The organism is Marinomonas ostreistagni (assembly GCF_016888445.1).
Lineage (GTDB): Bacteria > Pseudomonadota > Gammaproteobacteria > Pseudomonadales > Marinomonadaceae > Marinomonas > Marinomonas ostreistagni.
Genome location: NZ_JAFEKF010000003.1, coordinates 148,473 through 172,227, shown reverse-complemented (window position 1 = coordinate 172,227; position 23,755 = coordinate 148,473). Strand labels below are relative to the sequence as shown.

The following is a 23,755-nucleotide window of genomic DNA, read 5'->3' as shown; positions in this document are numbered from 1 at the left end:
GGGGCATTTTTTTTGCTTTGACTAACGGCTATCTTATTCTACTTCTAAGATTTCGTAACTGTGGCTAATGTTGACACCACCACGTTCTAACATCAAAGAAGCTGAGCAGTACTCTTCAGCAGACAATTTGACCGCACGTGCCACATGACTTTCTTTAATGTTACGGCCTGTGACCACAAAATGAATACGAATCTCAGTAAACACTGACGGTACACTGTCAGCACGATCAGCATCTACATGCGCCACACAAGACACGACATCCTGACGCGCCTTTTGTAGAATATTCACCACATCGTAAGATGTACAACCACCTAAACCCGCTAAGATCAACTCCATTGGGCGCGGGCCAGCAGTTTGATTACCATCGATTTCTACTTTAAAGCCTGTACCTGTCTCTGCGGTAAAGTGCTTATCTTCTTGCCAAACGACACTTGTTTTCATGCTGCTATCTCTTAAAACTATTTAAACAAATCCGCCAGCTTTTCGCCGGGATTATCGGCTCTCATGAAGGCTTCACCAACGAGGAACGCATGAATGTCGTTTTCTCGCATAGCGGCCACATCATCACGAGTATGAATACCACTCTCGGTCACGATCAGGCGATCTTTAGGCACATCTCTCATAAGCTCAAAGGTATGCTGTAAGCTTAGCTCAAAGGTATGCAAATCACGATTATTAATCCCTAGAAGCTCGGTCTCGGTATACTCTAGCGCTAACTCAAGCTCGGCACGGTTATGTACTTCTACTAGCACATCCATAGACAGATCACGCGCCATCTGATCTAGCTCACGCAGCTCTTTGCCTGATAGACAGGCCGCGATCAGTAGAATACAGTCCGCGCCAATTGAGCGTGCTTCCATGACTTGGTAAGGATCAACAATAAAGTCCTTACGAATCACGGGTAAAGAGCAGGCATTGCGTGCTTCTACTAAGTAATCTTCATGGCCTTGGAAAAAATCTTGATCCGTCAACACTGACAAGCAAGCTGCACCGCCTTTTTCATAGGATTGAGCAATGTCTTTTGGCGAAAAAGGATCGCGCAAAATTCCCTTACTCGGTGACGCTTTTTTGATTTCCGCAATCACTCCAGCCTTACCTTGACCGATATTGCGACGCAATGCCGCGGCAAAGCCTCGCACAGGGTTATGGGCATTGGCAGCGGACGCCGCAATTTCAAGATTGGCAAACGGCGTACGCGCTTGACGCTCAGCAATCTCTTCATGCTTGCGGGCCACAATCTTGCGTAAAATAGTAGGAGTTTCAACTTGCATAACGTCTCTCTTTTAATCCGCTGTTTCTGGGCTATGAGGCATGTAGCAACGTGAGAAGCTAGCCAGCTCTTGCAGTTTAATTTTCGCCAAACCACCACCCATAATGTCTTCTGCCATAGCAACACCTTCTTCTAAGGTATCAGCCACACCAGCAACATAAATCGCTGCACCAGCATTCAATGCCACAATATCACGCGGCGCATTGTCTTTGCCCTTTGCTTCCAGTGCTACTTTAAGCATCGCAAAGCTACTGTCTGCATCTTCGGTTTGCACTAATGACAATGGCTGCCTTGGGATGCCGAACGCTTCAGGGGTAATCTCATATTCAACGATCTCACCATCCTTCAACTCTGCCACAAAGGTCTTATCAGCAATACTGATTTCATCTAGACCATCCGCCGAATGCACCACCATCACATGCTCGCTGCCTAGTTTTTTCAACACTTCAGCAACCGGACGCACCCACTCTTTGGCAAATACCCCCATCACTTGGCGCTTAGCGCCAGCAGGATTGGTCAGCGGCCCCAGTACATTAAACAAAGTACGCGTCGCCATTTCTTTGCGTGGACCCACAGCGTACTTCATCGCCGAATGATGATTTGGAGCAAACATAAAACCTAGGCCGATTTCCTGTACACAGCGTTTTACTTGTTCACTGTCTAACCCTAGGTAAATACCAGCCTTTTCAAGCACATCCGCACTGCCAGACTTAGACGATACCGAACGACCGCCATGCTTCGCCACACGACCACCTGCCCCGGCGACCACAAACGCAGCCGCAGTTGATACATTAAACAGGTTGCCGCCATCACCGCCAGTACCACAGGTGTCGACTAGATCATCGTCACCCAAATCTACTTTGCTGGACAACTCACGCATAACTTGCGCTGCCGCCGTAATTTCTTCGACAGTTTCGCCTTTCATACGCAAACCGATTAAAAAGCCACCGATCTGCGCAGGTGTGGATTGCCCCGTCATGATGCTACTCATCACAGCGCGCATTTCTTCGCCTGTCAGGTCCTGCTTGTCTACCACACGAGCAATCGCTTGTTGTATATCCACCAGCAAACTCCTAATGTTTGAAAAAGTTATCTAACAAAGCATGGCCATGCTCTGTCAAAATCGACTCGGGGTGAAATTGTACCCCTTCGATGTTTAGTGTTTTATGGCGCAGCCCCATGATTTCATCCAGCTCGCCGTGTTCATTCTGTGTCCAAGCCGTCACTTCCAGACACTCTGGCAGCGTATCTTGACGCACTACCAGTGAGTGATAACGCGTCACGCTGTAAGGCGAAGGCAAGTTTTTAAAGACACCTACGCCAGTATGGTAGACCGCTGAATTTTTACCATGCATGACAGTTTTTGCACGAATCACATCGCCACCAAATACTTGGGCGATGCTTTGGTGCCCTAAGCAAATACCCAATACCGGAATACGCCCAGCAAACGCTTTAATGGTCGCCAGCGATATGCCCGCTTCATTTGGAGTACAGGGGCCTGGCGAGATCACAATGTGGCTTGGCGCCAGCGCTTCAATATCTGCCACTGTTAACGTGTCATTACGACGCACATCCACGTCATATCCCAACTCACGAATATATTGCACCAAGTTATAGGTGAACGAATCGTAGTTGTCTATCATCAGAACCATAGCATTTAAACCATTGATATATAAAGCTTTACAATCTAACAGCTCAATGGTTTCCAGCCTGCTTAAGTAAGCCTATTAGAAGAGGGGAATTTGAGCTCGGATAATACTACATGATTGTCATAATGAGCGCCATTTACACACCTGCCTATACACGCCCAAAACTCGCCTATCTGCTCCGTATCCACCCAACGTGGCGCAATTTTAATCCCTTGCTAACACGCCAATTAGAAATATAAGTAATTGATTCAGAATATGAGTTAGCACACACTAGGAAGCATTGTAAGCCTTAGAAGAGTCTCATCTATGTCGAACCCAATTGCCGAGTTAATTGAACAGTTAACTCAAGAAGATATCTCTACTGAAGCCATTAATCAGGCCATCGCCACCATGCCACCCGACGACGTGGCCCTAGCGCTGGAATCGATTCCAGTCGCACAACGTCGTTTCGTTTGGGACAGCATCAAGCAAACCAACCGTCTCGATATTTTGGTAGAGATGCGTGGCGAATCTCGCATGCTGCTTTTAAAAGGCATGGAAGATGATGAGATTGCGGCACTATTTTCTGATGTAGATGCTGAAGACCTGCTTGAGATTGCCGACTCACTGCCCGATCAAATGATCGATATCGCCCTGCAAAAAATGGATGCCAAGCAGCGCGATTACTACCGCCAAGGCGCCACCTACGAAGAAGACGAAGTTGGCCGTTGGGTCGATCACGATCTGATTGTGGCATCTCAGACCATTCGCGTCTCCGAAGCCATGCGTTTGTTTCGCCGCGCCGAGGCGCCCTACTCGGACACCATTTATTTGGTCAACCGCACTGGTCGCTGGGTTGGCTGCGTCAGTTTTAGAGATCTACTGAATGCCCAGCCACACGACCATGTATCGCAATTTATGCAAGAAGACCACCAGTTTCTAGATGCTCAAACGGATGTGATCAAAGCTGCTGATCTGCTCGAAAAGGCCGAAGTCTCAGCATTGCCCGTATTAGATGAAAATCATCTTTTAGTTGGGCGTTTTCATGCAGGCTACGCACTCGAAGCGCGCCGCCTTGAACATGAAGCAGATCAGATGTCGAGCGCAGGTCTTAATGAAGAGTCGGACCTGTTCTCGCCAGTCAAACGCAGTGCCGCCTCGCGTGGTTTATGGCTCGGCATTAACCTACTGACAGCGTTTATGGCGTCGGCGTTCATTGGGTTGTTTGAAGCCACTCTTGAGCAAGTAGTTGCTTTGGCGGTACTGATGCCAATTGTTGCGTCTATGGGCGGTATCGCTGGCAGCCAGACCTTGACCTTGATCGTGCGCGGTTTGGCACTTGGGCAGATCACGCGAGCCAACTTAGGCTCGCTACTTAAGAAAGAACTTCAGGTCGGTGGCCTCAATGGCGTAGTCTGGTCCATCAGCATCGGCGCTGTCGTATTATGGTGGTTTGCCAACCCAATGCTAGGACTGGTAATTGCACTGGCTATCGTTATTAATATCTTAATGGCTGCACTTTCTGGCGTCATAATCCCTGTAATTTTAGACAAACTAAAAATCGATCCCGCTCTGTCTGGCTCAGTCATTTTGACCACCGTCACGGACATTGCAGGCTACATAGCCTTCTTGGGATTAGGAACACTCTTGCTACTTTAACGAACCAGTAAAGGAACCCATATGAACTGGACTTGGGAAGATATCCAACCCTACTTTGGCCTCGGCGATGAGCCAATGCACTGGATTGTCAAAATCTTCATCATTGTGCTGGCGACTGTCACCCTGAACTTTTGCATCAATAAAGTTCTGCTGCGCCTCGACGACAAGCTCAAACAGACCAAAAACCCGTGGGACAATATGTTTGTGGAGGCGGCACGCCTGCCTCTACGTGTATTGATTTGGCTGATCGGCATCAGTGTTGCGGTAGAAATCCCTGACGCCGAATTTGACGAAAATCTCACCACCTTTATGCTCACTGCTCGTGAAGTGGGCGTAGTGGCCATTATTTCATGGTTCTTATTACGCTGTGTAAAAGGCATAGAAAAGGCCTTAACCGCAGGACACGCGACCAAAAAGCCGGTGGATTACACCACCGCCAATGCTATTAGTAAGCTACTGCGCGCAGCAGTATTTATCACGGCAGCCTTGGTTATCTTGCAAACGTTAGGCTTCAGTATCTCTGGTGTCCTAGCCTTTGGTGGTGTTGGTGGTATTGCCGTCGGTTTTGCCGCACGTGATTTATTGGCTAACTTGTTTGGCGGCTTAGTCGTGCATTTGGACCGACCGTTTTCCGTTGGTGACTGGATTCGCTCTCCTGACCAAAACATCGAAGGTACCGTTGAAAATATCGGCTGGCGCCAGACACGCATTCGCACCTTTGATATGCGCCCGCTGTACGTGCCGAACGCAACTTTCTCTACGATTTCGGTTGAAAACCCATCGCGCATGACGCACCGTCGTATCAACGAAACCATCGGTGTGCGTTACCAAGACTTCAGCAAGCTACAAGAAATTGTTGCTGACATTAAAGAAATGATTGGCAACCACGATGAAATTGATACCGACCAAATTTACATGGTCAACTTCAATGACTTTGGTGCCTCGTCACTAGACTTCTTTATTTACTGTCACACCAAGACAGTCAACTGGGCCAAGTTCCACGACGTGAAGCAAGATATTTTGTTCCAAGCCATGAACATTATCGAGCAGCACGACGCCGAAGTCGCCTTCCCAACGCGTACGCTACACTTGTTCAACGAAAACCAAGAACAAGCTGAGCAAAATGACGAAGCTCAGAAAGAGCAATCTGCCGAAGCCGCACGTGAAGCGAGCAAAAACCGCAAGCAGTCAACAGCGAAGAAATCGCATCAATATGGCAATGAAAACCATGAAGATGCCTCAGGAGATGGCGAAGGTGACGGCGGTACCTAAACCTAAGCCACCATACGCACAAAAAGGGCGCCTCAGGCGCCCTTTTTAGTGTTTAAAGACTAGGCTATTTACATCAATAACTCAGCTAAATCATCAATCAACACATCGGCCTCTAGTTCATTAAGGTCGACGCCATGGTTATAGCCATAAGTCACCAACGCACATTTGAAACCAGCGGCTTTCGCAGCACGATAATCCGCCAGCGAATCACCTATCATCAGACAGTTTTCGGGCACTGCCTCGATGTCTTCCATACAATGCACCAGCGGCAGAGGATCGGGCTTGCGCGCTTCGAGCGAATCACCGCCAAGCATCCAGCTGAAGTAGGTCGAAATCCCAAAGTGGTCCAATAATGGTTTGATAAACAAACTTGGCTTATTGGTCACCAACGCCATGGGCACTTGCTGAAATTTAAACGCTTTTAGCAATGACTCAACATTGGCATACAAGACCGTGCCTTGAGTCAGATTTTCAAAGTAAGCTTTTAAAAAGACTTTATAAGCCTCTTCACTGCGTTCTGCCGGTAATCCGGCCCACTCCATCGCTTGCTGTACCAACTTGGCCGAGCCATAACCTACCCAGCCACGCACACGCTCTTCGCCCGCGGCGCTGGCACCTAATTCGACCAAACACTTGTCTAACGCGGCGGCAATCGACGGTACGCTATCCACCAGCGTGCCATCCAGATCAAAACACACCAGCTCCGGCCAGCCATCAAACATGGCTTTTAAGTGCTTAGGGGTTCTCATGCTTTTACACCTGCAAGCTCAGCACGCATCTGATCAATCACAGCTTTGTAATCTGGTTTACCAAAGATCGCCGAGCCAGCCACAAACGTATCCGCGCCCGCCGCGGCGCATTCGGCGATGTTGTGTTCGCTGACACCACCATCGACTTCAAGGCGAATATCGTAGCCGCTTTCATCAATCATACGACGCGCTTCACGCAATTTGTCTAATGTGCCAGGGATAAATTTCTGACCGCCAAAGCCTGGGTTCACCGACATCAGCAAAATCATATCGACTTTGTCCATCACATATTTAAGGTGATCCAACGGCGTTGCTGGGTTAAATACCAAGCCAGCCTTACAGCCGCCATCGCGAATCATCTGCAAAGAACGGTCAATGTGTTCACTGCCCTGCGGGTGGAAAGTAATGTAGCTCGCACCAGCCTCAATAAAGTCGCCGATTAGGCGATCCACTGGCTTCACCATCAGGTGTACATCAATGTCGGCGGTCACGCCGTGCTTACGCAGCGCCTTACATACCATCGGACCGATGGTTAAGTTTGGCACATAGTGATTGTCCATCACATCGAAGTGAACAATGTCCGCACCTGCGGCAAGCACGTTATCTACTTCTTCCCCCAATCGGGCAAAGTCTGCGGCTAAAATTGACGGTGCAATAAGAAAGTCTTTCATATTTGTCTCCGGCAGTGACAGAATGTTGTTTGCGCAATATTCTACCAAGGCCTTATGCATAAGTATTGGATTCGATGAAGAAATTACCCTTAATCATGACGCTCACGGCACTCTGCTATACGACGCTTTTATACGCCGAAGAGCCAGCCAATGAAGCCGACACACCAAGCAACACGGTGCAGAGTGATCAGCCACGCGTCATGCCAACGCCGCAAGCGTCACGTATCGATGGCTTAATTGAGCGTCTATCGACCAACTACGCGCACGAGATCGAAACCCTTAGCGCTGATGGCGAGGAGTTTCTCGCGCTATTACGCCAACCTGCAACCAATGATCCGCAGGGCTGCGTCATCTTATTGCATGGCGATCACGGCCATCCAGATTGGCCGCAAGTTATTTCCCCGTTGCGCCAAAAACTGCCACAACATAGCTGGTGCACGCTCGCCATCGAAATTCCTGATGTGGGCGGTCGAGCCACACCGGTCATGACACCCGCCGCCACGGCAGAGAACCAAGTAGACAATTCTGATACGGCGTTAAGCCTACCCAACGAAGACACTGTCTTTGCTCGCATCGATGCCGCCATCGAATTCACCCGCGCCGCAGGCTATGGGCAGGAGGTGTTTTTGGGCTATCGCACCGGAGCGGCTTACGCACTGCGCTACACTTCTGAGCGTAATATTATGGATCAGGCGTTAGTGCTGATTGAGCCACGCACGGTTGCACCGGTATCAGAATACGAACTGGCGCAAATGCTGCAAACGCTAAACTTACCTGTGCTCGATTATTATTTTAACCGTACCTCACGAGACCAACGCTTCGCTCAGTGGCGTCAAGCGGCGGCCAATCAACGCGCTAATCAGCAAGATCGCTATCGTCAAATCGACGCCTTACCGGATGCACGCTACGATCCAGTCGGTGATAAGCGTTTAGTGCAACGAGTGTGGGGATTTTTAAAGCAGAACACGACGCAACAGCGTCAGCGCAAAGAGCTCCCAGAGTACGAGAAAGACCTGTTCTATGAGAGCCCTTTGGATGAAGACAGCGACGTCAGCCGCTAGCCGCGGGACTTTTTAACCATTTCGTAAGCTGACTGAATCTCTTGAGTACGCTCTTTAGCCAGCTCAATCATTTCATCTGGCAAACCTTGTGCGCTGAGTTTATCTGGGTGGTTTTGGCTCATTAGTTTGCGGTAGGCCTTTTTCACTTCGGCATCGCTGGCGCTTTCATCGACGCCCAACACCTCATAAGCCGACTTTAATAACTCTGGAGACGATTGGCCTTGCTGCCCTTGCTGTTGGTAGCCTTGATGGAAATGGGCTTGGCGCTTCACTTGTTCATGGATTTGGTTGAACTCAGTTTCTGACATGCCAAGTTTGGCACAGATCTGCCCGAGCAGCTGTTTTTCTTCGAGTGACAAATGCCCATCAGCGTAAGCTGACACCAATAACACCTCGATCAACGAGCGACGCAACATGCCGCCACCGACGACGTTACGAAAACGCTCTAACGCAGCATCTACATCAAAGTTTTCAGATTTACCTTCACGAAACAACTCTTGCGCTTGGCGTCTTGCATCAGCAGGCAAGCGCAAACGGTCCATAATGGTATTCGCGACTTCGATTTCGTCTTGTGTCACATGACCATCGGCCTTAGCCAAACGCCCCATCAACTGAAACAGCGTTTTAAAAAACACTTGCTGCTGCTCGATCATTGAGGCACGACGGCGAAACCCACCAGATTGTGTTGCTCTGGCACGATCCAAAAAGATACCGACGATAAATCCGCCTACAAAGCCCCAAAAACCTGCTAGCAAGGTGCCGATGAATGCGCCTATCCACTTCCACATAAAGATATTTCTCCAGAATCGGTAGCCCCCTAGGGGCCGCTTGGATTATTATTTGTCGTCATTATGGACTGACGTGTGCCGCGCCGACTTTGCTGCGGACACCTAATTGAGATTTAGTATAACTCGCATGCCAAAGCATTTACGCTACTACGCGCTATTATTTCAAAGTCTTTTCATCTTGCCTATGGCGCAGGCAAATGAATGGGACTGGATACCGAGAGAGTCGCTTTCTGAGTCACAGCAGGCGACCCTTAATCAATACTGTCGCGGTACCTACATCGATAACTGGGAAGCTGCCAGCGACGAAAACACTCATTTGCAAGCGGATATGATCTACCGCGATGAGCAAGGCACTTTGTACATGAAAGGCACCGCTACCTTGCGCCGCCCTATGTCACAACTTGATGCCGAAGCCATCGAAGGTCGCCCTAATGACTACTACCGCGCCCAAGGCGATGTCGCGCTGCGCACCGACGGTCAGTTGATTCGCAGCCAAAAAGCCTATGTCAGCAGTGTCTCGGGCAATGAAACCGCACAATTTGATCAAGCCAAGTTCTTAACCCACCAAGCGGGGCTGCGCGGCGAAGCGGAGCAAATCTCCCGTAACCAAGATGGTCTGGTGTTTATTGAAGAAGGCTTTTTTACCACCTGTGAGCCGGGCGATAATAGCTGGCAAATGTACGGCAGCAGTATTGAGCTGGACCGCGAAAGTGGCTTCGGTACCGCCAAACATGTTCACATTCGCATTAAAGACGTGCCGATTTTTTACTTCCCTTGGTTGCGCTTCCCGCTGGATGACCGTCGTCAAACTGGTTTCTTGTTCCCTTCTTTCTCGTTTGATGGCGAGGGCGATTTAACCCTATCGACGCCGTTTTATTGGAACATTGCGCCTAACTATGATGCCACCATCACCCCCAACATTATTTCGCGTATGGGACCTTTACCAGAAGGTGGTGAAAATAATGGCCAAGGCGCAGACGTGGAGTTTCGTCATCTAAGTCCTTACGGCGAAACCATCTACGAGCAATCCACTTTTTACGAAGGCGGCGAAGAAGCCACCTTGCGCAAACTGCAAACGGACCAACAATTCACCGAACGTTTTGGTGCTGGGCTCTTATACGAAGACAACCCGACACCAAACCGCGAACCTGAAATCAACACTACCAGCATCGGTGAAAAAGACGATTACGAGCGTCGTACTTACGCGCGCTACAACATCGGCAATATTAATACGGGCGTGCAGGTACGCCGTTACCAAACGCCAGATCCGACCGAGGATAAACCGCTTGAATGGAAGCCTCGTGTTGACGCCTCTTACCATTACGCTGATCAGATCTTTGAATACCAGCCAGAACTACAGTTTACTGACTTCTACGAACCTGATGAAGTGGGTGTTGATGGCCAACGTTCGGTCTTTAACCAAGACATCAGCGCTACCGCGTCCAATAGCTGGGGCTCAATGACTCTAGGTGCTTTGCACCAGTACCGTGATTACAGTCTGTACGATTACGATACCCGCAGTGATCGCGATACTGACATCAATCACCTTTCTTACTACCTCGACACCAGCGTTGTGTTTGAGCGTAGCTTGGATCGCGATGGCACCATGTGGCGTCAAACCCTGATTCCACGCTTTAATTACCTCTACGCCCCTTACGAAAATCAGACTCAGATCCCTGATTTTGATGCCAACAATATGAACATGACCTACGGCCAAGCGTTCTCTAATCGCCGCTTCAGTGGTAATGACCGTATTGGTGATACCGAACAAGTCGCACTGGGCCTTGAGAGCCGCTTCTATGATGGCAACAACATCAACCGTTGGACGCTGCAAGGCGGACAAGTATTCTACTTAGAGGATCGTCGTGTCGGTGTCAGTGGCCCAACCGGTGACGTAGTCGATGATACGCCTTACAGCGCCTTCCTTACGTCGGCCTCTTACAACGGTGATAATTTCACCTTAAGCAACCAACTCAATTATGATTTTTATGATGATCGTGTAGATCTTGCGCAATCTGCATTGAAATACCGCCCAGACAATGGTTTTGTATTCAATGTTAGTTTCTCATATGTGCGTGAGGACGAAGATGAGGATGAAGACGAGCTAACCAAACAAGCAAGTTTTGGTGCGATTCTTCCTCTGAACAGAAATTGGCATTTCTTCCACCAGCAGTCTTATGACTGGGTAAAAGGAGAAGAAACGGCACAGGTTAATGGTTTAGGCTATGAAAACTGCTGTATCAAAGCCTCGTTGAGCTATCAACGTTGGCGTGACGATGATGACGTCAATGGCAACAGTGTGTTTGATAAAGGCATATTCTTACAATTTATTTTACGTAGCCTAAGTGGCGTCAGCCGTTCGAATTCGGACATTACTGGCATCGCAGATGACTACTGGAACGAAGGCAAAGTCGGATATTAATGATGTATAAACTTATTTGCTCGCTCATACTTACTTCTGTTGTATGGACCGCGGCGCCTGTGCAAGCAGCGCCACAAAAGCTCGACGGTCTAGCGGCCGTGGTAGACTCTCGCCCGATCTTAGACAGTGACGTCAACGCTCGCTTCCAAGTGGTTCAAGACCGCGTACCTGGTGGTGTCATGACTGACAACATTCGTCGTCAGATTTTAAATCAATTGATCGAAGAAGCGCTGCAAGTCAATTATGCCCGCAAGCAAGGCATCCGCGTTAGCAGCCAAGAAGTCGACGAAGCCATTATGAATGTTGCTTCAAGCAACAATACCGACTTAAACGGTTTAAAAGGTCTCTTACAAAGCCAAGGCATCGACTACAACCGCTACCGCGACCAAATCGAAAGTGAAATTTTGATCAGCAAAGCGCGCGGCCAAGTCACCCAATCTCGCGTTTCCATCACCGAGCAAGAAATCGATGACTTCTTAGAAGACCAACAGGCGGCCGGTAACACACAAGACGAATACCGTTTGCGTCACATTGTGTTGCGCGCCTCGGATGTCGCTGAAGCACGTAGCGAAATCGAGCAAATCGCCAGCCGTATCAACAGCGAGCAAGACTTTGTCGAGCAGGCGATTAGCTACTCTGACGGCCAATTTGCCATCGAAGGTGGTGACCTTGGCTGGCGTAAAGCCAACGAGCTACCACGTCTATTCACAGACTCCGTAGCCGATGTGGACGCTGGCAACCTTGTCGGCCCTGTGCAATCTAATGCAGGTTTCCACTTACTATGGGTGGTAGAAAAACGCTCACAAGATGTCGCCCTGCAACAAGAAACCAAAGTCAGCCATATCTTGGTGCGCCCAAACGAGATTCGTAACGACGCACAAACACGTCAATTGTCTGAGCAGCTTTACCAACGCCTACAAGACGGTGCCAACTTTGCCGATCTAGCGCGTGAATACAGTGAAGACCAAGGCTCTACTATCCAAGGTGGTGACCTAGGCTGGATCACACCAGGCACTATGGTGCCAGAATTTGAGCAAGTGATGAGCAACACCGATGTTGGCGCAATCAGCGAACCGTTCCGCTCTCAGTTTGGCTGGCACATTCTGACTGTAGATGGTCGTCGTCAAACAGACATCAGCGATCAAGTTCAACGCCGTAATGCAGAGCGCGCCCTCATGACGCAAAAACAAGATTTCATTATTGAAAACTGGTTGTCAGAGCTGCGTGCAGACGCCTTCATTGACCGCAAAAACTCTTAATCAAGGAGCGTATTGGTGAGCACTCCACGTATTGCGATCACCTCAGGTGAACCGGCAGGCATTGGCCCTGATATCATTATCAGCGCCTTACAAAGCGCCTTTTCGGCACAGCTTGTGGTGGTCGGCGATCCGCAATTGTTCCGCAGCCGTGCCCAGCAGCTAGGTTTTAACGATCTTGAGATTGTCGAGCTTTCAGACGTTGATCAGTTGACCATGCACCGCCCTGGCACTTTGCAAATCCTGCCAACGCCACTGGGTCACAAAGTTATTGCGGGCAAGCTGGATGTGCGTAACGCGCCATACGTGATGGACACCTTACGCATCACCGGCCAAGGGTGCTTAGATGGCACCTTTGATGCCGTGGTGACACCACCGGTGCACAAAGGAGTACTGTGTGAGGTGGGTACGCACTTCTCTGGCCATACGGAATATTTTCAAGCGCTATGTCAAAGCCCACAAGTGGTGATGATGCTCGCCAGCCAAACCATGCGCGTAGCACTCGTGACCACGCACTTGCCGCTCAAAGATATCCCAGCAGCGATTACCCCAAGCGCTATTACCAATGTGGTACACGCCTTAAATCATGACCTTAAAACCCGCTTTGGTTGTCCTAATCCGCGCATTTTAGTGTGTGGCCTCAACCCCCATGCGGGCGAAGATGGCCACCTAGGGCGCGAAGAAATCGATGTCATTATTCCGACCTTAAACGCGTTACGCGAAGAAGGCATTCGCCTAGAAGGCCCCTTACCAGCAGACACTTTGTTCCAAGGCAAATACCTAGAACAAGCAGACTGTGTTTTGGCCATGTATCATGACCAAGGTCTTCCTGTGTTAAAATATTCAGGATTCGGCAACGCCGTAAACATCACCTTAGGTCTCCCTATCATTCGAACCTCGGTCGACCACGGCACCGCGCTAGATTTGGCAGGTACCGGAAAAGCTAGTGATGGCAGCCTTAAGGTTGCCATTGAAAATGCCATCAACATGGCAAATAACGCCCAAAAAAGTAACTAAATGAGCAAATCACATCCCCATAAAGCCCGCAAACGTTTTGGCCAAAACTTCCTTCATGATGCTGGCGTCATTCGTCGTATTGTCGCTTGTATTGCACCCAAAGAAGGCCAGCGCATTGTTGAAATTGGCCCAGGTAAAGGTGCCTTAACTGAGGGCATCATCAGTGTCACCAAACGCATGGATGTGGTGGAATTAGACCGCGATCTAATTCCTATTTTGCGTGTTAACTTATTCCGCTACCCAGACCTTACGGTACATGAAGCGGATGCGATGAAATTTGATTTTGAAAGCTTAGCCACTGACAGCAATATTCGTGTGGTGGGTAACTTACCTTACAACATCTCTACGCCGCTGATTTTCCATCTGTTGACCTTTGCCCAAAAGATTGACGACATGCACTTTATGCTGCAAAAAGAAGTGGTCGATCGTCTAGCGGCGCGCCCAGGTGACAACCTATACGGTCGCTTGAGCGTCATGGCGCAGTATTACTGCCAAGTGGAATCCTTGTTTATTGTTGGCCCAGAGTCATTTGATCCACCGCCAAAAATCGACTCGGCGATCGTGCGCATGACGCCACACAAAACGCTACCCCATGTCGCCGAGGACTTAAAAACACTTGAAGACATGGTACGCATTGGCTTCCATCAGCGTCGTAAGACATTACGCAACAACTACAAAGGCGTCTTGAACGATGCCGACTTTGAAGCGCTCAACATTGATCCAACGCTTCGTCCTGAGCGTTTAGATGTTGCAGACTTCGTTAACATTGCCAACCTCGTTAGCAAAAGGGATTAACCATGCAATCAGAGCACGACATCGTCGTCACGGTGAGAACAGAATACCTTTCTGAACAGTCAGTACCCGAAGATGATCGCTATGTGTTCGCTTACCACATCACCATGACCAACTGTGGTACGGTCGCAGCCAAACTTCTATCACGCCATTGGGTGATTACTGATGGCAACGAAAAGGTTCAAGAAGTCAAAGGCGAAGGCGTCGTTGGGCAATTCCCCTATCTGACGCCAGGCGAGTCTTACGACTACAGTAGCGGTAGTGTACTAGAAACCGTAGTTGGCATTATGCAAGGCAGCTATCGCTTCTTAGCCGAAGACGGCACCGAATTTGATGCCCCCATTGCGCCATTTACCTTGGCGGTCCCAAACCAAGTACATTAAGGCTGACTATGTCGACTTACGTAATCGGAGACCTACAGGGGTGTTTTTCCCCGTTACTAAAGCTGCTCGAACAGATTCAGTATGACCCTGAGCAGGATACGCTCTGGTTCGCTGGCGACTTGATCAATCGCGGCAAAGAGTGTCTGGAGACGTTACGCTTTGTCAGCTCATTGGGTGACAAAGCCAAAGTAGTGCTGGGCAACCATGATTTGCACTTACTGGCCGTCTCCTATGGTTTTGCCAACTTAAAGCGTGGCGATACTTTATGGAACATTCTCCAAGCCAGCGATCGTGACGAACTGATGGAGTGGCTGCGCCAGCAACCGCTATGCCACTACGACGCCGACTTCAACACCATCATGACCCATGCTGGTATTCCACCTAACTGGACGATTGAAGAGACACTTCGACTCAGTAAAGAAGTCGAGTCCACCTTGCAGTCTGAGCAAGTGGAGGATTTCTTACAGGTCATGTATGGTAATAAACCGGATACTTGGTCAGAGTCCCTAACGGGAATGGATCGCTTACGTTGTATCACCAATTACCTGACCCGTATGCGTTTTTGTCGTGCTGATGGCAAACTTGACCTCAAATCCAAGGAAGGCCCAAATACGGCCCGCAAAGATTATCTACCTTGGTTTATGCAGCCGAACCGCTTACCGAGCGATACCCGTGTGGTATTTGGCCATTGGGCCGCTCTAGAAGGCGTGACCAATAGCCCTAACATCCATGCATTGGACACTGGCTGCGTCTGGGGTGGTGCCTTAAGCGCCCTAAGACTTGAGGACAATCAACGCTTCAGCACTCCCTGTAACTTATATTGAGAGCACCATGAGCACCTATTCTTGTATTGATATTACCGACGCCCTTCCCCTACTAGAAAACAACGCGATTGTGGTCGACATCCGCGACGCAGTCAGCTACCAAACCAGCCACATGAGCAATGCCATTAATCTGAACAACGACAATGTGCAACAGTTTATCGCCGAGACCGATAAAAGTTTGCCAGTGATCGTGTGCTGCTACCATGGCAACAGCAGTAAAGGCGCAGCAGAATTCCTAGCGGCACAAGGTTTCGCCGAAGTGTACTCACTCAACGGTGGCTTCAGTCAATGGAGCGCCATGTTCCCTGAGCAGTGTGAGATGAACGCCTAATGCCCAACGCACACTCGGTGTTTTTAGTCGGAGGGGCCGTGCGCGATGAGCTGCTAGGCCTTGAGGTTAAAGACAAAGATTGGGTTGTGACGGGGGCCACCCCCGAGCAAATGCTCAACCAAGGCTATCAGCAAGTTGGTAAACAATTTCCGGTTTTTCTTCACCCTGATAGCAAAGAGGAATACGCCCTCGCCCGCAAAGAACGCAAACAAGGCCAAGGCTACACAGGGTTTGTTTGTGACTTTTCTCCTGATATCCGCCTCGAAGAAGATTTAGAGCGCCGTGACCTCACCATCAATGCCATAGCTAAGCATCCAGATGGTCAGTTGATTGACCCATTCAATGGGCAGCAAGACCTACAGAATCGAGTGTTACGTCACGTCTCTGAGGCGTTTGTCGAAGACCCATTACGAGTGTTACGTATTGCACGCTTTATGGCACGCTTTGCCCCGTTTGGTTTTGTCATCGCGCCAGAGACACAAGCTCTTATGCGCGAGATCGCCGCGTCCGGTGAGCTAGGTACACTGACGCCAGAGCGCGTCTGGCGTGAAACCGAAAAAGCCCTGCAAGCGGAGCATGCCGAGGTATTTTTTGAAGTATTAGAAGACGCCAACGCGTTGGGTGAGTTGTTTCCAGAATTGCACTTTAAGCGTCAAGGCTTAGCTCGAGAGTGGGACAAGCAAGCACGCTGGAGTTTAATCACTGCCTACACGCCATTGCACGCATTGCAAACACTTAACCAGCACTTGCGTACCCCTAACCAGTTTTGTTGGTTTAGTGAGCAGGCCCGCAGTTTTCAAGAATCTGTGACGTTACCCGCCAGCGCTGAGGAATGGGAAAATTGGCTAACATTTGTCGCCGCCGTAAAAAAACCGCAGCCGTTTGAAAAGCTGGCACAGATTCTAGCACACCTCACCCAAACCTCTCTTAAGGACTGGCTAGCACTGCGTAACCGCATCGCCAAAGTCAATCCACAGGCATTGATGAAACAAGGTTTTAGCGGTGCTGAGCTTGGCCAAGCATTAAAGCAAGCACGTATCAGCGCACTGCAGGACGGTCAAAGCCCTTTAGTCGCGCCGATAGATCGCTAGCTAAATGAAACGTTAAGCGCTGCGGCGGATCTTCACCCCGACCGCACGCGCTGCAGGCACGGCACCCGGCTTACGCAGTGTCATGGTGATTGTCGTTAGACCAAACTGATCAATTAAGGTGGCGCACAAGCGCTCCGCCAAGGTTTCGATCAACTCAAACTGATGCGCCTTACAAAAGCCAGTGATGGCATTGGAGATGGCTTCATAATCAAGGGTTTTATGGATGTCATCGTTGGCCGCTGGCACACGATTATCGTGCTCCATCTCAATATCAAACACCAAATCTTGCCAGATCACTTTTTCCCATTCATACACACCGATCACCGCCTGTGTATGGAGACCTTCAATAAATACGATATCTTGCATTAGTTTGTTCCTTCGTGAATATCTGGCAAATCAGACAATGGCCAACGGGCGCGAATCGATAGGTTAAGGGGCGACGACTGTCCAGCGACTAAGCGTTGTGCACCCGCATAGGCAATCATGGCACCATTGTCAGTACAGAACTCTGGGCGCGCATAAAAAACACCGGCGTTAATTTTCGCTAGCTGAGTTTCTAGCTGGCTCTGTAAGCGCTTGTTGGCACTTACGCCTCCAGCGATGATCAACTGATCTAGCCCTTCTTGCTCTAACGCTCGGCGACACTTGATTACCAGCGTATCCACAATCGCCTGCTCAAAAGCTAACGCAATATCGGCTTGGAACTGATCGTTAAACGCCTCACGATCAAGCGCATCGTGCACAGCCGTCAAAAACGCCGTCTTCAAACCACTAAAACTAAAGTCCAAACCAGGGCGATCTGTCATAGGGCGTGGGAATTTGATACCGGCGTCTGGATTACCTTGTTGCGCCAGCTTCGCGATATAAGGGCCGCCAGGATACGGCAGACCAATCATCTTAGCCGCTTTATCAAACGCTTCACCGGCGGCGTCATCTAGCGATTGCCCCAGCAACTTATACTCGCCAATCGCATCCACACGTACCAGTTGAGTATGTCCACCCGAAACCAACAGCGCAATAAAGGGCATTTTCGGCTGTTTCTCTTCCAACATCGGCGCCAATAAATGGCCTTCCATATGGTGTACACCGAGCGCAGGAATCCCTAAGGAGAACGCCATCGAGCGGCCAATCGTCGCCCCTGCCATCAGTGCACCCACCAAGCCTGGGCCTGACGTGTAAGCGACTGCGTCTAGATCCGTCTTTTTAAGCTGCGCCTCAGCCAGCACTTCTTCGATCAGCGGTAGCGTTTTACGCACATGATCGCGCGAAGCCAACTCAGGCACCACACCACCGTACTCAGCATGCTGGGCTATCTGCGTGTAAATCTTGTGAGTCAACAAGCCTTTGTCGGTATCGTAAATCGCAATACCGGTTTCGTCACAGGACGTTTCTAAACCTAAAACTTTCATGGGATTCCTACACTGGTCGCAATGGCCGCTATTGTACCCAATCTGAGGCCGCTTGGCAGTGTCTATTCACGTCGAATTCAGTAAAGCGTTGGACAGCGGCGTTCAGTTCCTATACAATACGCCCCGATTAAATCGTTTAATTAAAAGGCAGGTGATTTTTTACTCTCGTCCCCTACATACTGGGACACACTGTATCAGCCACATATGACGGCTATACCAATTTATTTTATGACAAAAAATCGGTATGATTCGCGCCGTTTTGTGTTTACTAAACGAATTAAACAATATAGGTAATTAGATATGCCACAAGTTAAAGTAAAAGATAACGAACCATTTGACATCGCTCTACGTCGCTTCAAGCGTTCTTGTGAAAAAGCAGGCGTTCTAGCAGAAGTTCGTCGTCGTGAGTGCTACGAGAAACCAACAACTCTACGTAAGCGCGCTGCAGCAGCTGCTGTTAAACGTCACGCTAAGAAAGTATCTCGCGAACAGAAGAAATTCCAACGCTTGTACTAGGATGTTACAGATTGCTCTAAGAGCAAGTTGTATCACCCTGCCGTAGACGCGAAAGCTTTACGAATAAAGAGTCGGCTAGTTGTACAACTAGCCGATTTTTTTTGTTTCAATGAAATGATTCATATCCTTGAGGAAGACCAAGATGTCAGAATTTAAAAAGCAAATCTCCGACGCGATCAAATCTGCTATGCGCGCCAAAGAAAAAGAACGTGTAGCCATCACTCGTGCCATCAACGCAGAAATCAAACGTGTTGAAGTGGACGAGCGTATCGAAGTCGACGACGCGCGTGTATTGGTTATCCTAGACAAAATGGTTAAGCAGCGTAAAGACTCTTACCAACAGTTCATTGACGGCGGCCGTCCAGATCTTGCGGAAGTAGAAAAGCGCGAAATGGACGTTATTGCAGAATTCCTACCACAGCCACTAAGCGACGAAGAAGTGGCAGACATCGTGAAAGCAGCGATCGCGGAAACAGGCGCGACGAGCATGCAGCAGATGGGCGCAGTCATGGCGATTGTTAAACCACAAGTACAAGGTCGTGGTGACATGTCTGTGGTCAGCCAGCAAGTTAAAGCTCAGCTAGGCTAAACTTGACCTATGGCGGGACGCATACCAGATCAATTTATTGACGAGCTACTGGCTCGTACTGACATTACCGATGTGGTGGCGTCGCGCATTAGCTTGCGCAAAACAGGGCAGAACTACTCTGCCCTGTGCCCTTTTCATAATGAAAAGTCGCCTTCGTTTAGCCTCAACCCAAACAAACAGTTTTACTACTGCTTTGGCTGTGGCGCCGGCGGTAACGCAATCTCTTTTGTTATGGAGCACGATCACCTCGACTTTGTCGAAGCGATCGAAACGCTAGCCAAAGACGCTGGCATGGAAGTGCCGCGCGAACAAGGCGCACCTGACCGCTACGAACAAAACGCTGAGTTACTCAAGCGTCTCACCGAGAGTGCCACGCACTTTCAAGAGCAGCTCGTTAGCCATGCAAGCAAAGAAAAAGCCCGTCATTACCTAGCCAAAGATCGTGGCTTAACTGGCCAGATCGCCAAAGTCTATGGCTTAGGCTATGCGCCACCAGGCTGGGACAATTTGTTAAAAACTGTCGGCAAACACCGCGCCGAACACGAACAACAACTCCTACAAGGTGGCATGCTGATCGAAAAGAAAGATCAGCCAGGTCAATATTACGATCGTTTTCGGGATCGGATTATGTTCCCGATCCGCGACAATCGCGGTCGAGTTATTGCCTTTGGCGGACGCGCCTTTGGTGACGAAAAGCCCAAATACCTAAACTCTCCCGAGACGCCGGTTTTCCATAAAAACCAAGAGCTTTACGGTCTCTACGAAGCCAAACAAAACACCCAAAACCTCGACCACATTATAGTTGTCGAAGGTTATATGGATGTGATTGTGTTGGCGCAGTACGGCATCACCAATGCCGTCGCGACCCTAGGCACCTCGGTCAACAGCCAGCATTTCAAAAAGCTGTTTAAGCTGGTCGACAAAGTTACGCTTTGCTTTGACGGCGATAAAGCCGGACAAGCGGCGGCGATTCGCGGACTTGAAGCTACCCTTCCGGTTCTCCAAGATGGCAAACAAGTGCGCTTTTTGTTTTTGCCCGATGGCGAAGACCCAGATTCCTTGGTTCGCAAACAAGGAGCGGAAGGCTTTAACAAACGCCTAGAAGATTCGTCATCACTGGCGCATGTGTTATTTGAGCATGCCCGCTCTTTGGTGACCTTAGGGGATGAAGAAGGCGAAGCGCAATTTGCCCGCAACGCCATGGGCTTGATTCGCAGTATTCCGCAAGACGTTACCTTACGCTCACTGCTGATCAATCAACTGGCCGAGCAATCTGGCTTAAGCGTCGACACCTTAAATGCCAGTACGCCAGCGACGCGCTACGCCGCGCCATCAGCTTCTGATGCAAGCTATGACACCGCCCCTGAAGCGCCGTTACCAGATGATGGCTACATACCCTATGATTTACCCGATCATGAGGATTACGGCCACTACTCTGATGCGCCCTATACGCCACATGAAAGCAGCGCCAAACCGCGCTTTGATGGCTATAAAAAGGGCAAAGGCAAAAAAGGCCAATGGGATAATCAAGAAACCTATGCGCCTTTGTCACGCCATGCCAGCTTAAGCCGTGTTTCGCAAGCAACTTTGTGCTTACTGATGCACCCAAGCATCGCCAAAGAAGTGGACGTGCCCGACCCGTTACTATCCGGCGATGACCCAGAACGCCAGATGTTTAGCCGTGTTTGGCGTTACTTTGAAAAGTACCCACAACACAATACTGGGCATTTTTTATACCAAGAGAAAAACCAAGATTTACTAGCGCTGGTGTACGCTTTATTGAACCATCCTGACGCCACCACTAAGCAAAAAATTGGCAACGCCCAGCAAGAAGTCGCCGACATGGTCGATCAACTTTCCAACAGTCTTGGATTAAATTCTAGCATCCAACGGTTGAAAAGCCGCGGCAACGACGCCATAAACAATCCAGAAACACAGCAAGAGCTACGCGCACTGATGGATCAGATACGCAAAAAGAAGTCATAGTTATTGACCAAATATTGCCCAAATCAGAACGGAATTTCTGGATAAAATCGTAAGATTTTGTTATAATACGCGGCTTGCTAATCTCCCAAACGAATTTCTAAACGAAGGTTGTCGAATGCCAGACACTCAACAGTCACGTCTTAAAGAGCTGATCGCCAAAGGTAAAGAACAAGGTTACTTAACTTTTGCGGAAGTTAATGACCATCTACCTGATGACCTTTCTGATCCAGAGCAGGTAGAAGAAATCATTGCCATGATCAACGACATGGGCATCGTGGTTTCTGAATACGCTCCAGATAAAGAAAGCCTTCTCATGGAAGAAGGCGACTCAACCGATGACGACGCAGCTGAAGAAGCTGCTGCAGCCCTAGCGGCGGTAGAAGGTGATGTGACCCGCACCACCGATCCTGTACGTATGTACATGCGTGAAATGGGTACCGTAGAACTATTGACTCGCGCCGGCGAGATCGCCATTGCCAAACGTATCGAAGAAGGTACGCGTGAAGTAATGGCTGCCCTGTCTTACTACCCAGGTGCCGTGAACGTATTGATCGATACGTATGACCGCGTACTGGAAGAAGAAGGCCGCCTAAGCGATATCTTCAGTGGTTTCATTGATGGTGATGGTGAAGAGCCAGTCTTTGAAGAAGTGGAAGAACCTGTTGTTGAAGCCGTCGAAGAAGATTCTGACAGCGATTCAGACGACGATGACAGTGACAGCGACTCAGATGAAAACGAAAATGAAAGTGGCCCAGATCCAGAAGAGACGGCCCTACGTTTTGGTGAGATTCGTCGTATTCATACTGAGTTGAATGCCCTAATCGAAGAACATGGTCGTAACCACCCAGATGTGGCCGCGAAGCAAGAAGAATTGAGCATCATGTTTGCTCCGATCAAACTGGCTCCGAAAATCTTTGAAGAGCTAATTGATCGTGTTCGTTCACGCATGGACAAATTGCGCGAACAAGAACGCCTTATCATGCAACTGTGTGTACGCAAAGCAAAAATGCCACGTACTGAGTTCTTGAAGCGTTTCCCAAATAACGAAACCAATACTGAGTGGCTGCAAGAGCGTATCGACGCGGGCGCACCTTACTCAGAAGGCCTGCTTGAAAACCAAGCTGAGTTTAATCGTTGTCAGCGTAAACTTCGCGGCATCGAAAAAGACACAGGCCTAACCGTGACCGAGCTAAAAGAAATCAACCGTCGCATCTCGATCGGTGAAACTCGTGCTCGTCGCGCTAAGAAAGAAATGGTAGAAGCCAACTTACGTCTGGTTATCTCGATCGCTAAGAAATACACCAACCGTGGTCTACAGTTCTTGGACTTGATCCAAGAAGGTAACATCGGTTTGATGAAAGCGGTGGATAAGTTCGAATACCGTCGTGGTTACAAGTTCTCGACCTATGCTACTTGGTGGATTCGTCAGGCGATTACGCGTTCGATCGCTGACCAAGCGCGCACTATTCGTATTCCGGTACACATGATTGAGACGATCAACAAACTGAATCGTATCTCGCGTCAAATGCTTCAAGAAATGGGTCGTGAAGCGACACCAGAAGAATTGGCCGTGCGCATGGACATGCCAGAAGACAAGATCCGTAAAGTACTGAAGATCGCTAAAGAGCCGATCTCCATGGAAACGCCTATCGGTGATGATGAAGATTCGCACCTAGGTGATTTCATTGAGGACGACGGCGCCGTGTCTCCAGGTGATACTGCAACCATCGAAGGCTTGAAAGAGTCTACGACCATGGTGCTATCAGGCCTGACCGCACGTGAAGCGAAAGTACTGCGCATGCGTTTTGGTATCGATATGAACACTGACCACACGCTAGAAGAAGTGGGCAAACAGTTCGACGTGACACGTGAACGTATCCGTCAGATCGAAGCGAAAGCGCTACGTAAGTTGCGTCACCCAAGCCGCTCAGAGCACCTGCGCAGCTTCCTAGACGATTAATCACTTACGATAAGTTATTAGCAAAGCCCCAACTGATTGTTTCGGTTGGGGCTTTTTTGCATCTAGGCGTGTGAGATTATT

General features: G+C 49.3%; 24 protein-coding genes. 15 read left to right on the top strand and 9 right to left on the bottom strand.

Going from position 1 to position 23,755, the window contains the following annotated elements; all coding sequences use genetic code 11:
- Positions 1-33: 33 nt before the first annotated feature.
- The 4 genes from JQX58_RS10560 to JQX58_RS10545 are packed head-to-tail and all read right to left on the bottom strand — an operon-like array spanning position 34 to position 2,922.
- Positions 34-441, bottom strand: coding sequence for an OsmC family protein (locus JQX58_RS10560; RefSeq protein WP_204146827.1), 408 nt, complete (start codon positions 439-441; stop codon positions 34-36).
- A gap of 17 nt (positions 442-458) precedes the next feature.
- Positions 459-1,271, bottom strand: a complete 813-nt coding sequence (gene trpC, locus JQX58_RS10555; RefSeq protein ID WP_204146826.1) for an indole-3-glycerol phosphate synthase TrpC — start codon at positions 1,269-1,271, stop codon at positions 459-461.
- 12 nt (positions 1,272-1,283) lie between these two features.
- Positions 1,284-2,333 carry an anthranilate phosphoribosyltransferase gene (gene trpD, locus JQX58_RS10550; protein WP_204146825.1) on the bottom strand — a complete coding sequence of 350 codons (1,050 nt, stop codon included), beginning with the start codon at positions 2,331-2,333 and terminating at the stop codon, positions 1,284-1,286.
- A gap of 10 nt (positions 2,334-2,343) precedes the next feature.
- Complete coding sequence (locus JQX58_RS10545) at positions 2,344-2,922, bottom strand: anthranilate synthase component II (RefSeq protein WP_204146824.1); 579 nt, start codon at positions 2,920-2,922, stop codon at positions 2,344-2,346.
- Positions 2,923-3,225: 303 nt separating this feature from the next.
- On the opposite strand from JQX58_RS10545, the gene JQX58_RS10540 reads away from it, so the two are divergent.
- Positions 3,226-4,557, top strand: a complete 1,332-nt coding sequence (locus JQX58_RS10540; RefSeq protein WP_204146823.1) for a magnesium transporter — start codon at positions 3,226-3,228, stop codon at positions 4,555-4,557.
- 21 nt (positions 4,558-4,578) lie between these two features.
- Complete coding sequence (locus JQX58_RS10535) at positions 4,579-5,829, top strand: mechanosensitive ion channel family protein (RefSeq protein ID WP_204146822.1); 1,251 nt, start codon at positions 4,579-4,581, stop codon at positions 5,827-5,829.
- Positions 5,830-5,897: 68 nt separating this feature from the next.
- Here JQX58_RS10535 and JQX58_RS10530 read toward each other — a convergent pair whose 3' ends face one another.
- Together JQX58_RS10530 and rpe are read right to left on the bottom strand one after the other, a co-directional pair.
- Positions 5,898-6,578, bottom strand: coding sequence for a phosphoglycolate phosphatase (locus JQX58_RS10530; protein WP_204146821.1), 681 nt, complete (start codon positions 6,576-6,578; stop codon positions 5,898-5,900).
- Positions 6,575-7,249 carry a ribulose-phosphate 3-epimerase gene (rpe, locus tag JQX58_RS10525; RefSeq protein ID WP_204146820.1) on the bottom strand — a complete coding sequence of 225 codons (675 nt, stop codon included), beginning with the start codon at positions 7,247-7,249 and terminating at the stop codon, positions 6,575-6,577. Before rpe ends, JQX58_RS10530 begins: the two co-directional genes overlap by 4 nt.
- 74 nt (positions 7,250-7,323) lie before the next feature.
- Between rpe and JQX58_RS10520 the strand changes: the two genes are divergently transcribed.
- Positions 7,324-8,310 (top strand): DUF3530 family protein, encoded by a 987-nt coding sequence (locus tag JQX58_RS10520; RefSeq protein ID WP_204146819.1) that lies wholly within the window; start codon positions 7,324-7,326, stop codon positions 8,308-8,310.
- On the opposite strand, the gene djlA is transcribed toward JQX58_RS10520, so the two are convergent.
- Positions 8,307-9,098 (bottom strand): co-chaperone DjlA, encoded by a 792-nt coding sequence (gene djlA / locus JQX58_RS10515; protein WP_204146818.1) that lies wholly within the window; start codon positions 9,096-9,098, stop codon positions 8,307-8,309. The genes JQX58_RS10520 and djlA overlap by 4 nt on opposite strands.
- A gap of 127 nt (positions 9,099-9,225) precedes the next feature.
- Here djlA and JQX58_RS10510 point away from each other — a divergent pair, with 127 nt between their 5' ends.
- From JQX58_RS10510 to JQX58_RS10475, 8 genes are read left to right on the top strand one after another with little or no spacing between them, the layout of a single operon-like run.
- Positions 9,226-11,520, top strand: a complete 2,295-nt coding sequence (locus JQX58_RS10510) for an LPS-assembly protein LptD (RefSeq protein WP_204146817.1) — start codon at positions 9,226-9,228, stop codon at positions 11,518-11,520.
- Positions 11,520-12,779, top strand: a complete 1,260-nt coding sequence (locus tag JQX58_RS10505) for a peptidylprolyl isomerase (RefSeq protein ID WP_204146816.1) — start codon at positions 11,520-11,522, stop codon at positions 12,777-12,779. The genes JQX58_RS10510 and JQX58_RS10505 overlap by 1 nt, the downstream gene beginning before the upstream one ends.
- Positions 12,780-12,794: 15 nt before the next feature.
- Entirely contained in the window at positions 12,795-13,793 is a 999-nt protein-coding gene (pdxA, locus tag JQX58_RS10500) for a 4-hydroxythreonine-4-phosphate dehydrogenase PdxA (protein ID WP_204146815.1), read from the top strand.
- A complete protein-coding gene (gene rsmA / locus JQX58_RS10495; protein WP_204146814.1) occupies positions 13,794-14,588 on the top strand; it encodes a 16S rRNA (adenine(1518)-N(6)/adenine(1519)-N(6))-dimethyltransferase RsmA in 795 nt (264 codons plus the stop codon). It abuts the gene before it with no gap.
- 2 nt (positions 14,589-14,590) lie between these two features.
- Complete coding sequence (apaG, locus tag JQX58_RS10490; RefSeq protein WP_204146813.1) at positions 14,591-14,968, top strand: Co2+/Mg2+ efflux protein ApaG; 378 nt, start codon at positions 14,591-14,593, stop codon at positions 14,966-14,968.
- Between the two features lie 8 nt (positions 14,969-14,976).
- On the top strand, positions 14,977-15,792 hold the full coding sequence (locus JQX58_RS10485; protein ID WP_204146812.1) for a symmetrical bis(5'-nucleosyl)-tetraphosphatase: 816 nt from the start codon (positions 14,977-14,979) through the stop codon (positions 15,790-15,792).
- Positions 15,793-15,799: 7 nt separating this feature from the next.
- Positions 15,800-16,123 carry a thiosulfate sulfurtransferase GlpE gene (glpE, locus tag JQX58_RS10480; RefSeq protein WP_204146811.1) on the top strand — a complete coding sequence of 108 codons (324 nt, stop codon included), beginning with the start codon at positions 15,800-15,802 and terminating at the stop codon, positions 16,121-16,123.
- Positions 16,123-17,214 (top strand): tRNA nucleotidyltransferase/poly(A) polymerase-related protein, encoded by a 1,092-nt coding sequence (locus JQX58_RS10475; protein WP_204146810.1) that lies wholly within the window; start codon positions 16,123-16,125, stop codon positions 17,212-17,214. Before glpE ends, JQX58_RS10475 begins: the two co-directional genes overlap by 1 nt.
- A 12-nt stretch (positions 17,215-17,226) precedes the next feature.
- Here the strand turns inward: JQX58_RS10475 and folB are convergent, their stop codons facing one another.
- Positions 17,227-17,580, bottom strand: coding sequence for a dihydroneopterin aldolase (gene folB / locus JQX58_RS10470; RefSeq protein WP_204146809.1), 354 nt, complete (start codon positions 17,578-17,580; stop codon positions 17,227-17,229).
- A complete protein-coding gene (gene tsaD, locus JQX58_RS10465; RefSeq protein WP_204146808.1) occupies positions 17,580-18,623 on the bottom strand; it encodes a tRNA (adenosine(37)-N6)-threonylcarbamoyltransferase complex transferase subunit TsaD in 1,044 nt (347 codons plus the stop codon). Before tsaD ends, folB begins: the two co-directional genes overlap by 1 nt.
- Before the next feature lie 300 nt (positions 18,624-18,923).
- Between tsaD and rpsU the strand changes: the two genes are divergently transcribed.
- The 4 genes from rpsU to rpoD all read left to right on the top strand — a co-directional run bounded on the left by rpsU (position 18,924) and on the right by rpoD (position 23,674).
- Complete coding sequence (gene rpsU, locus JQX58_RS10460) at positions 18,924-19,139, top strand: 30S ribosomal protein S21 (RefSeq protein ID WP_115467687.1); 216 nt, start codon at positions 18,924-18,926, stop codon at positions 19,137-19,139.
- A gap of 142 nt (positions 19,140-19,281) precedes the next feature.
- Entirely contained in the window at positions 19,282-19,728 is a 447-nt protein-coding gene (locus tag JQX58_RS10455) for a GatB/YqeY domain-containing protein (RefSeq protein WP_204146807.1), read from the top strand.
- 9 nt (positions 19,729-19,737) lie between these two features.
- Entirely contained in the window at positions 19,738-21,714 is a 1,977-nt protein-coding gene (gene dnaG, locus JQX58_RS10450; RefSeq protein WP_204146806.1) for a DNA primase, read from the top strand.
- Positions 21,715-21,829: 115 nt separating this feature from the next.
- Positions 21,830-23,674: an RNA polymerase sigma factor RpoD gene (gene rpoD, locus JQX58_RS10445; protein ID WP_204146805.1), complete on the top strand. Its 1,845-nt coding sequence runs from the start codon at positions 21,830-21,832 to the stop codon at positions 23,672-23,674.
- Positions 23,675-23,755 lie beyond the last annotated feature (81 nt).

Bases quoted from the DNA above. Each gene is read 5' to 3' on its own strand.
- JQX58_RS10560 (WP_204146827.1), bottom strand. From the start codon at position 441: ATGAAAACAAGTGTCGTTTGGCAAGAAGATAAGCACTTTACCGCAGAG.
- trpC (WP_204146826.1), bottom strand. From the start codon at position 1,271: ATGCAAGTTGAAACTCCTACTATTTTACGCAAGATTGTGGCCCGCAAG.
- JQX58_RS10545 (WP_204146824.1), bottom strand. From the start codon at position 2,922: ATGGTTCTGATGATAGACAACTACGATTCGTTCACCTATAACTTGGTG.
- JQX58_RS10540 (WP_204146823.1), top strand. From the start codon at position 3,226: ATGTCGAACCCAATTGCCGAGTTAATTGAACAGTTAACTCAAGAAGAT.
- JQX58_RS10535 (WP_204146822.1), top strand. From the start codon at position 4,579: ATGAACTGGACTTGGGAAGATATCCAACCCTACTTTGGCCTCGGCGAT.
- JQX58_RS10530 (WP_204146821.1), bottom strand. From the start codon at position 6,578: ATGAGAACCCCTAAGCACTTAAAAGCCATGTTTGATGGCTGGCCGGAG.
- rpe (WP_204146820.1), bottom strand. From the start codon at position 7,249: ATGAAAGACTTTCTTATTGCACCGTCAATTTTAGCCGCAGACTTTGCC.
- JQX58_RS10520 (WP_204146819.1), top strand. From the start codon at position 7,324: ATGAAGAAATTACCCTTAATCATGACGCTCACGGCACTCTGCTATACG.
- djlA (WP_204146818.1), bottom strand. From the start codon at position 9,098: ATGTGGAAGTGGATAGGCGCATTCATCGGCACCTTGCTAGCAGGTTTT.
- JQX58_RS10510 (WP_204146817.1), top strand. From the start codon at position 9,226: ATGCCAAAGCATTTACGCTACTACGCGCTATTATTTCAAAGTCTTTTC.
- JQX58_RS10505 (WP_204146816.1), top strand. From the start codon at position 11,520: ATGATGTATAAACTTATTTGCTCGCTCATACTTACTTCTGTTGTATGG.
- rsmA (WP_204146814.1), top strand. From the start codon at position 13,794: ATGAGCAAATCACATCCCCATAAAGCCCGCAAACGTTTTGGCCAAAAC.
- apaG (WP_204146813.1), top strand. From the start codon at position 14,591: ATGCAATCAGAGCACGACATCGTCGTCACGGTGAGAACAGAATACCTT.
- JQX58_RS10485 (WP_204146812.1), top strand. From the start codon at position 14,977: ATGTCGACTTACGTAATCGGAGACCTACAGGGGTGTTTTTCCCCGTTA.
- glpE (WP_204146811.1), top strand. From the start codon at position 15,800: ATGAGCACCTATTCTTGTATTGATATTACCGACGCCCTTCCCCTACTA.
- JQX58_RS10475 (WP_204146810.1), top strand. From the start codon at position 16,123: ATGCCCAACGCACACTCGGTGTTTTTAGTCGGAGGGGCCGTGCGCGAT.
- folB (WP_204146809.1), bottom strand. From the start codon at position 17,580: ATGCAAGATATCGTATTTATTGAAGGTCTCCATACACAGGCGGTGATC.
- tsaD (WP_204146808.1), bottom strand. From the start codon at position 18,623: ATGAAAGTTTTAGGTTTAGAAACGTCCTGTGACGAAACCGGTATTGCG.
- rpsU (WP_115467687.1), top strand. From the start codon at position 18,924: ATGCCACAAGTTAAAGTAAAAGATAACGAACCATTTGACATCGCTCTA.
- JQX58_RS10455 (WP_204146807.1), top strand. From the start codon at position 19,282: ATGTCAGAATTTAAAAAGCAAATCTCCGACGCGATCAAATCTGCTATG.
- dnaG (WP_204146806.1), top strand. From the start codon at position 19,738: ATGGCGGGACGCATACCAGATCAATTTATTGACGAGCTACTGGCTCGT.
- rpoD (WP_204146805.1), top strand. From the start codon at position 21,830: ATGCCAGACACTCAACAGTCACGTCTTAAAGAGCTGATCGCCAAAGGT.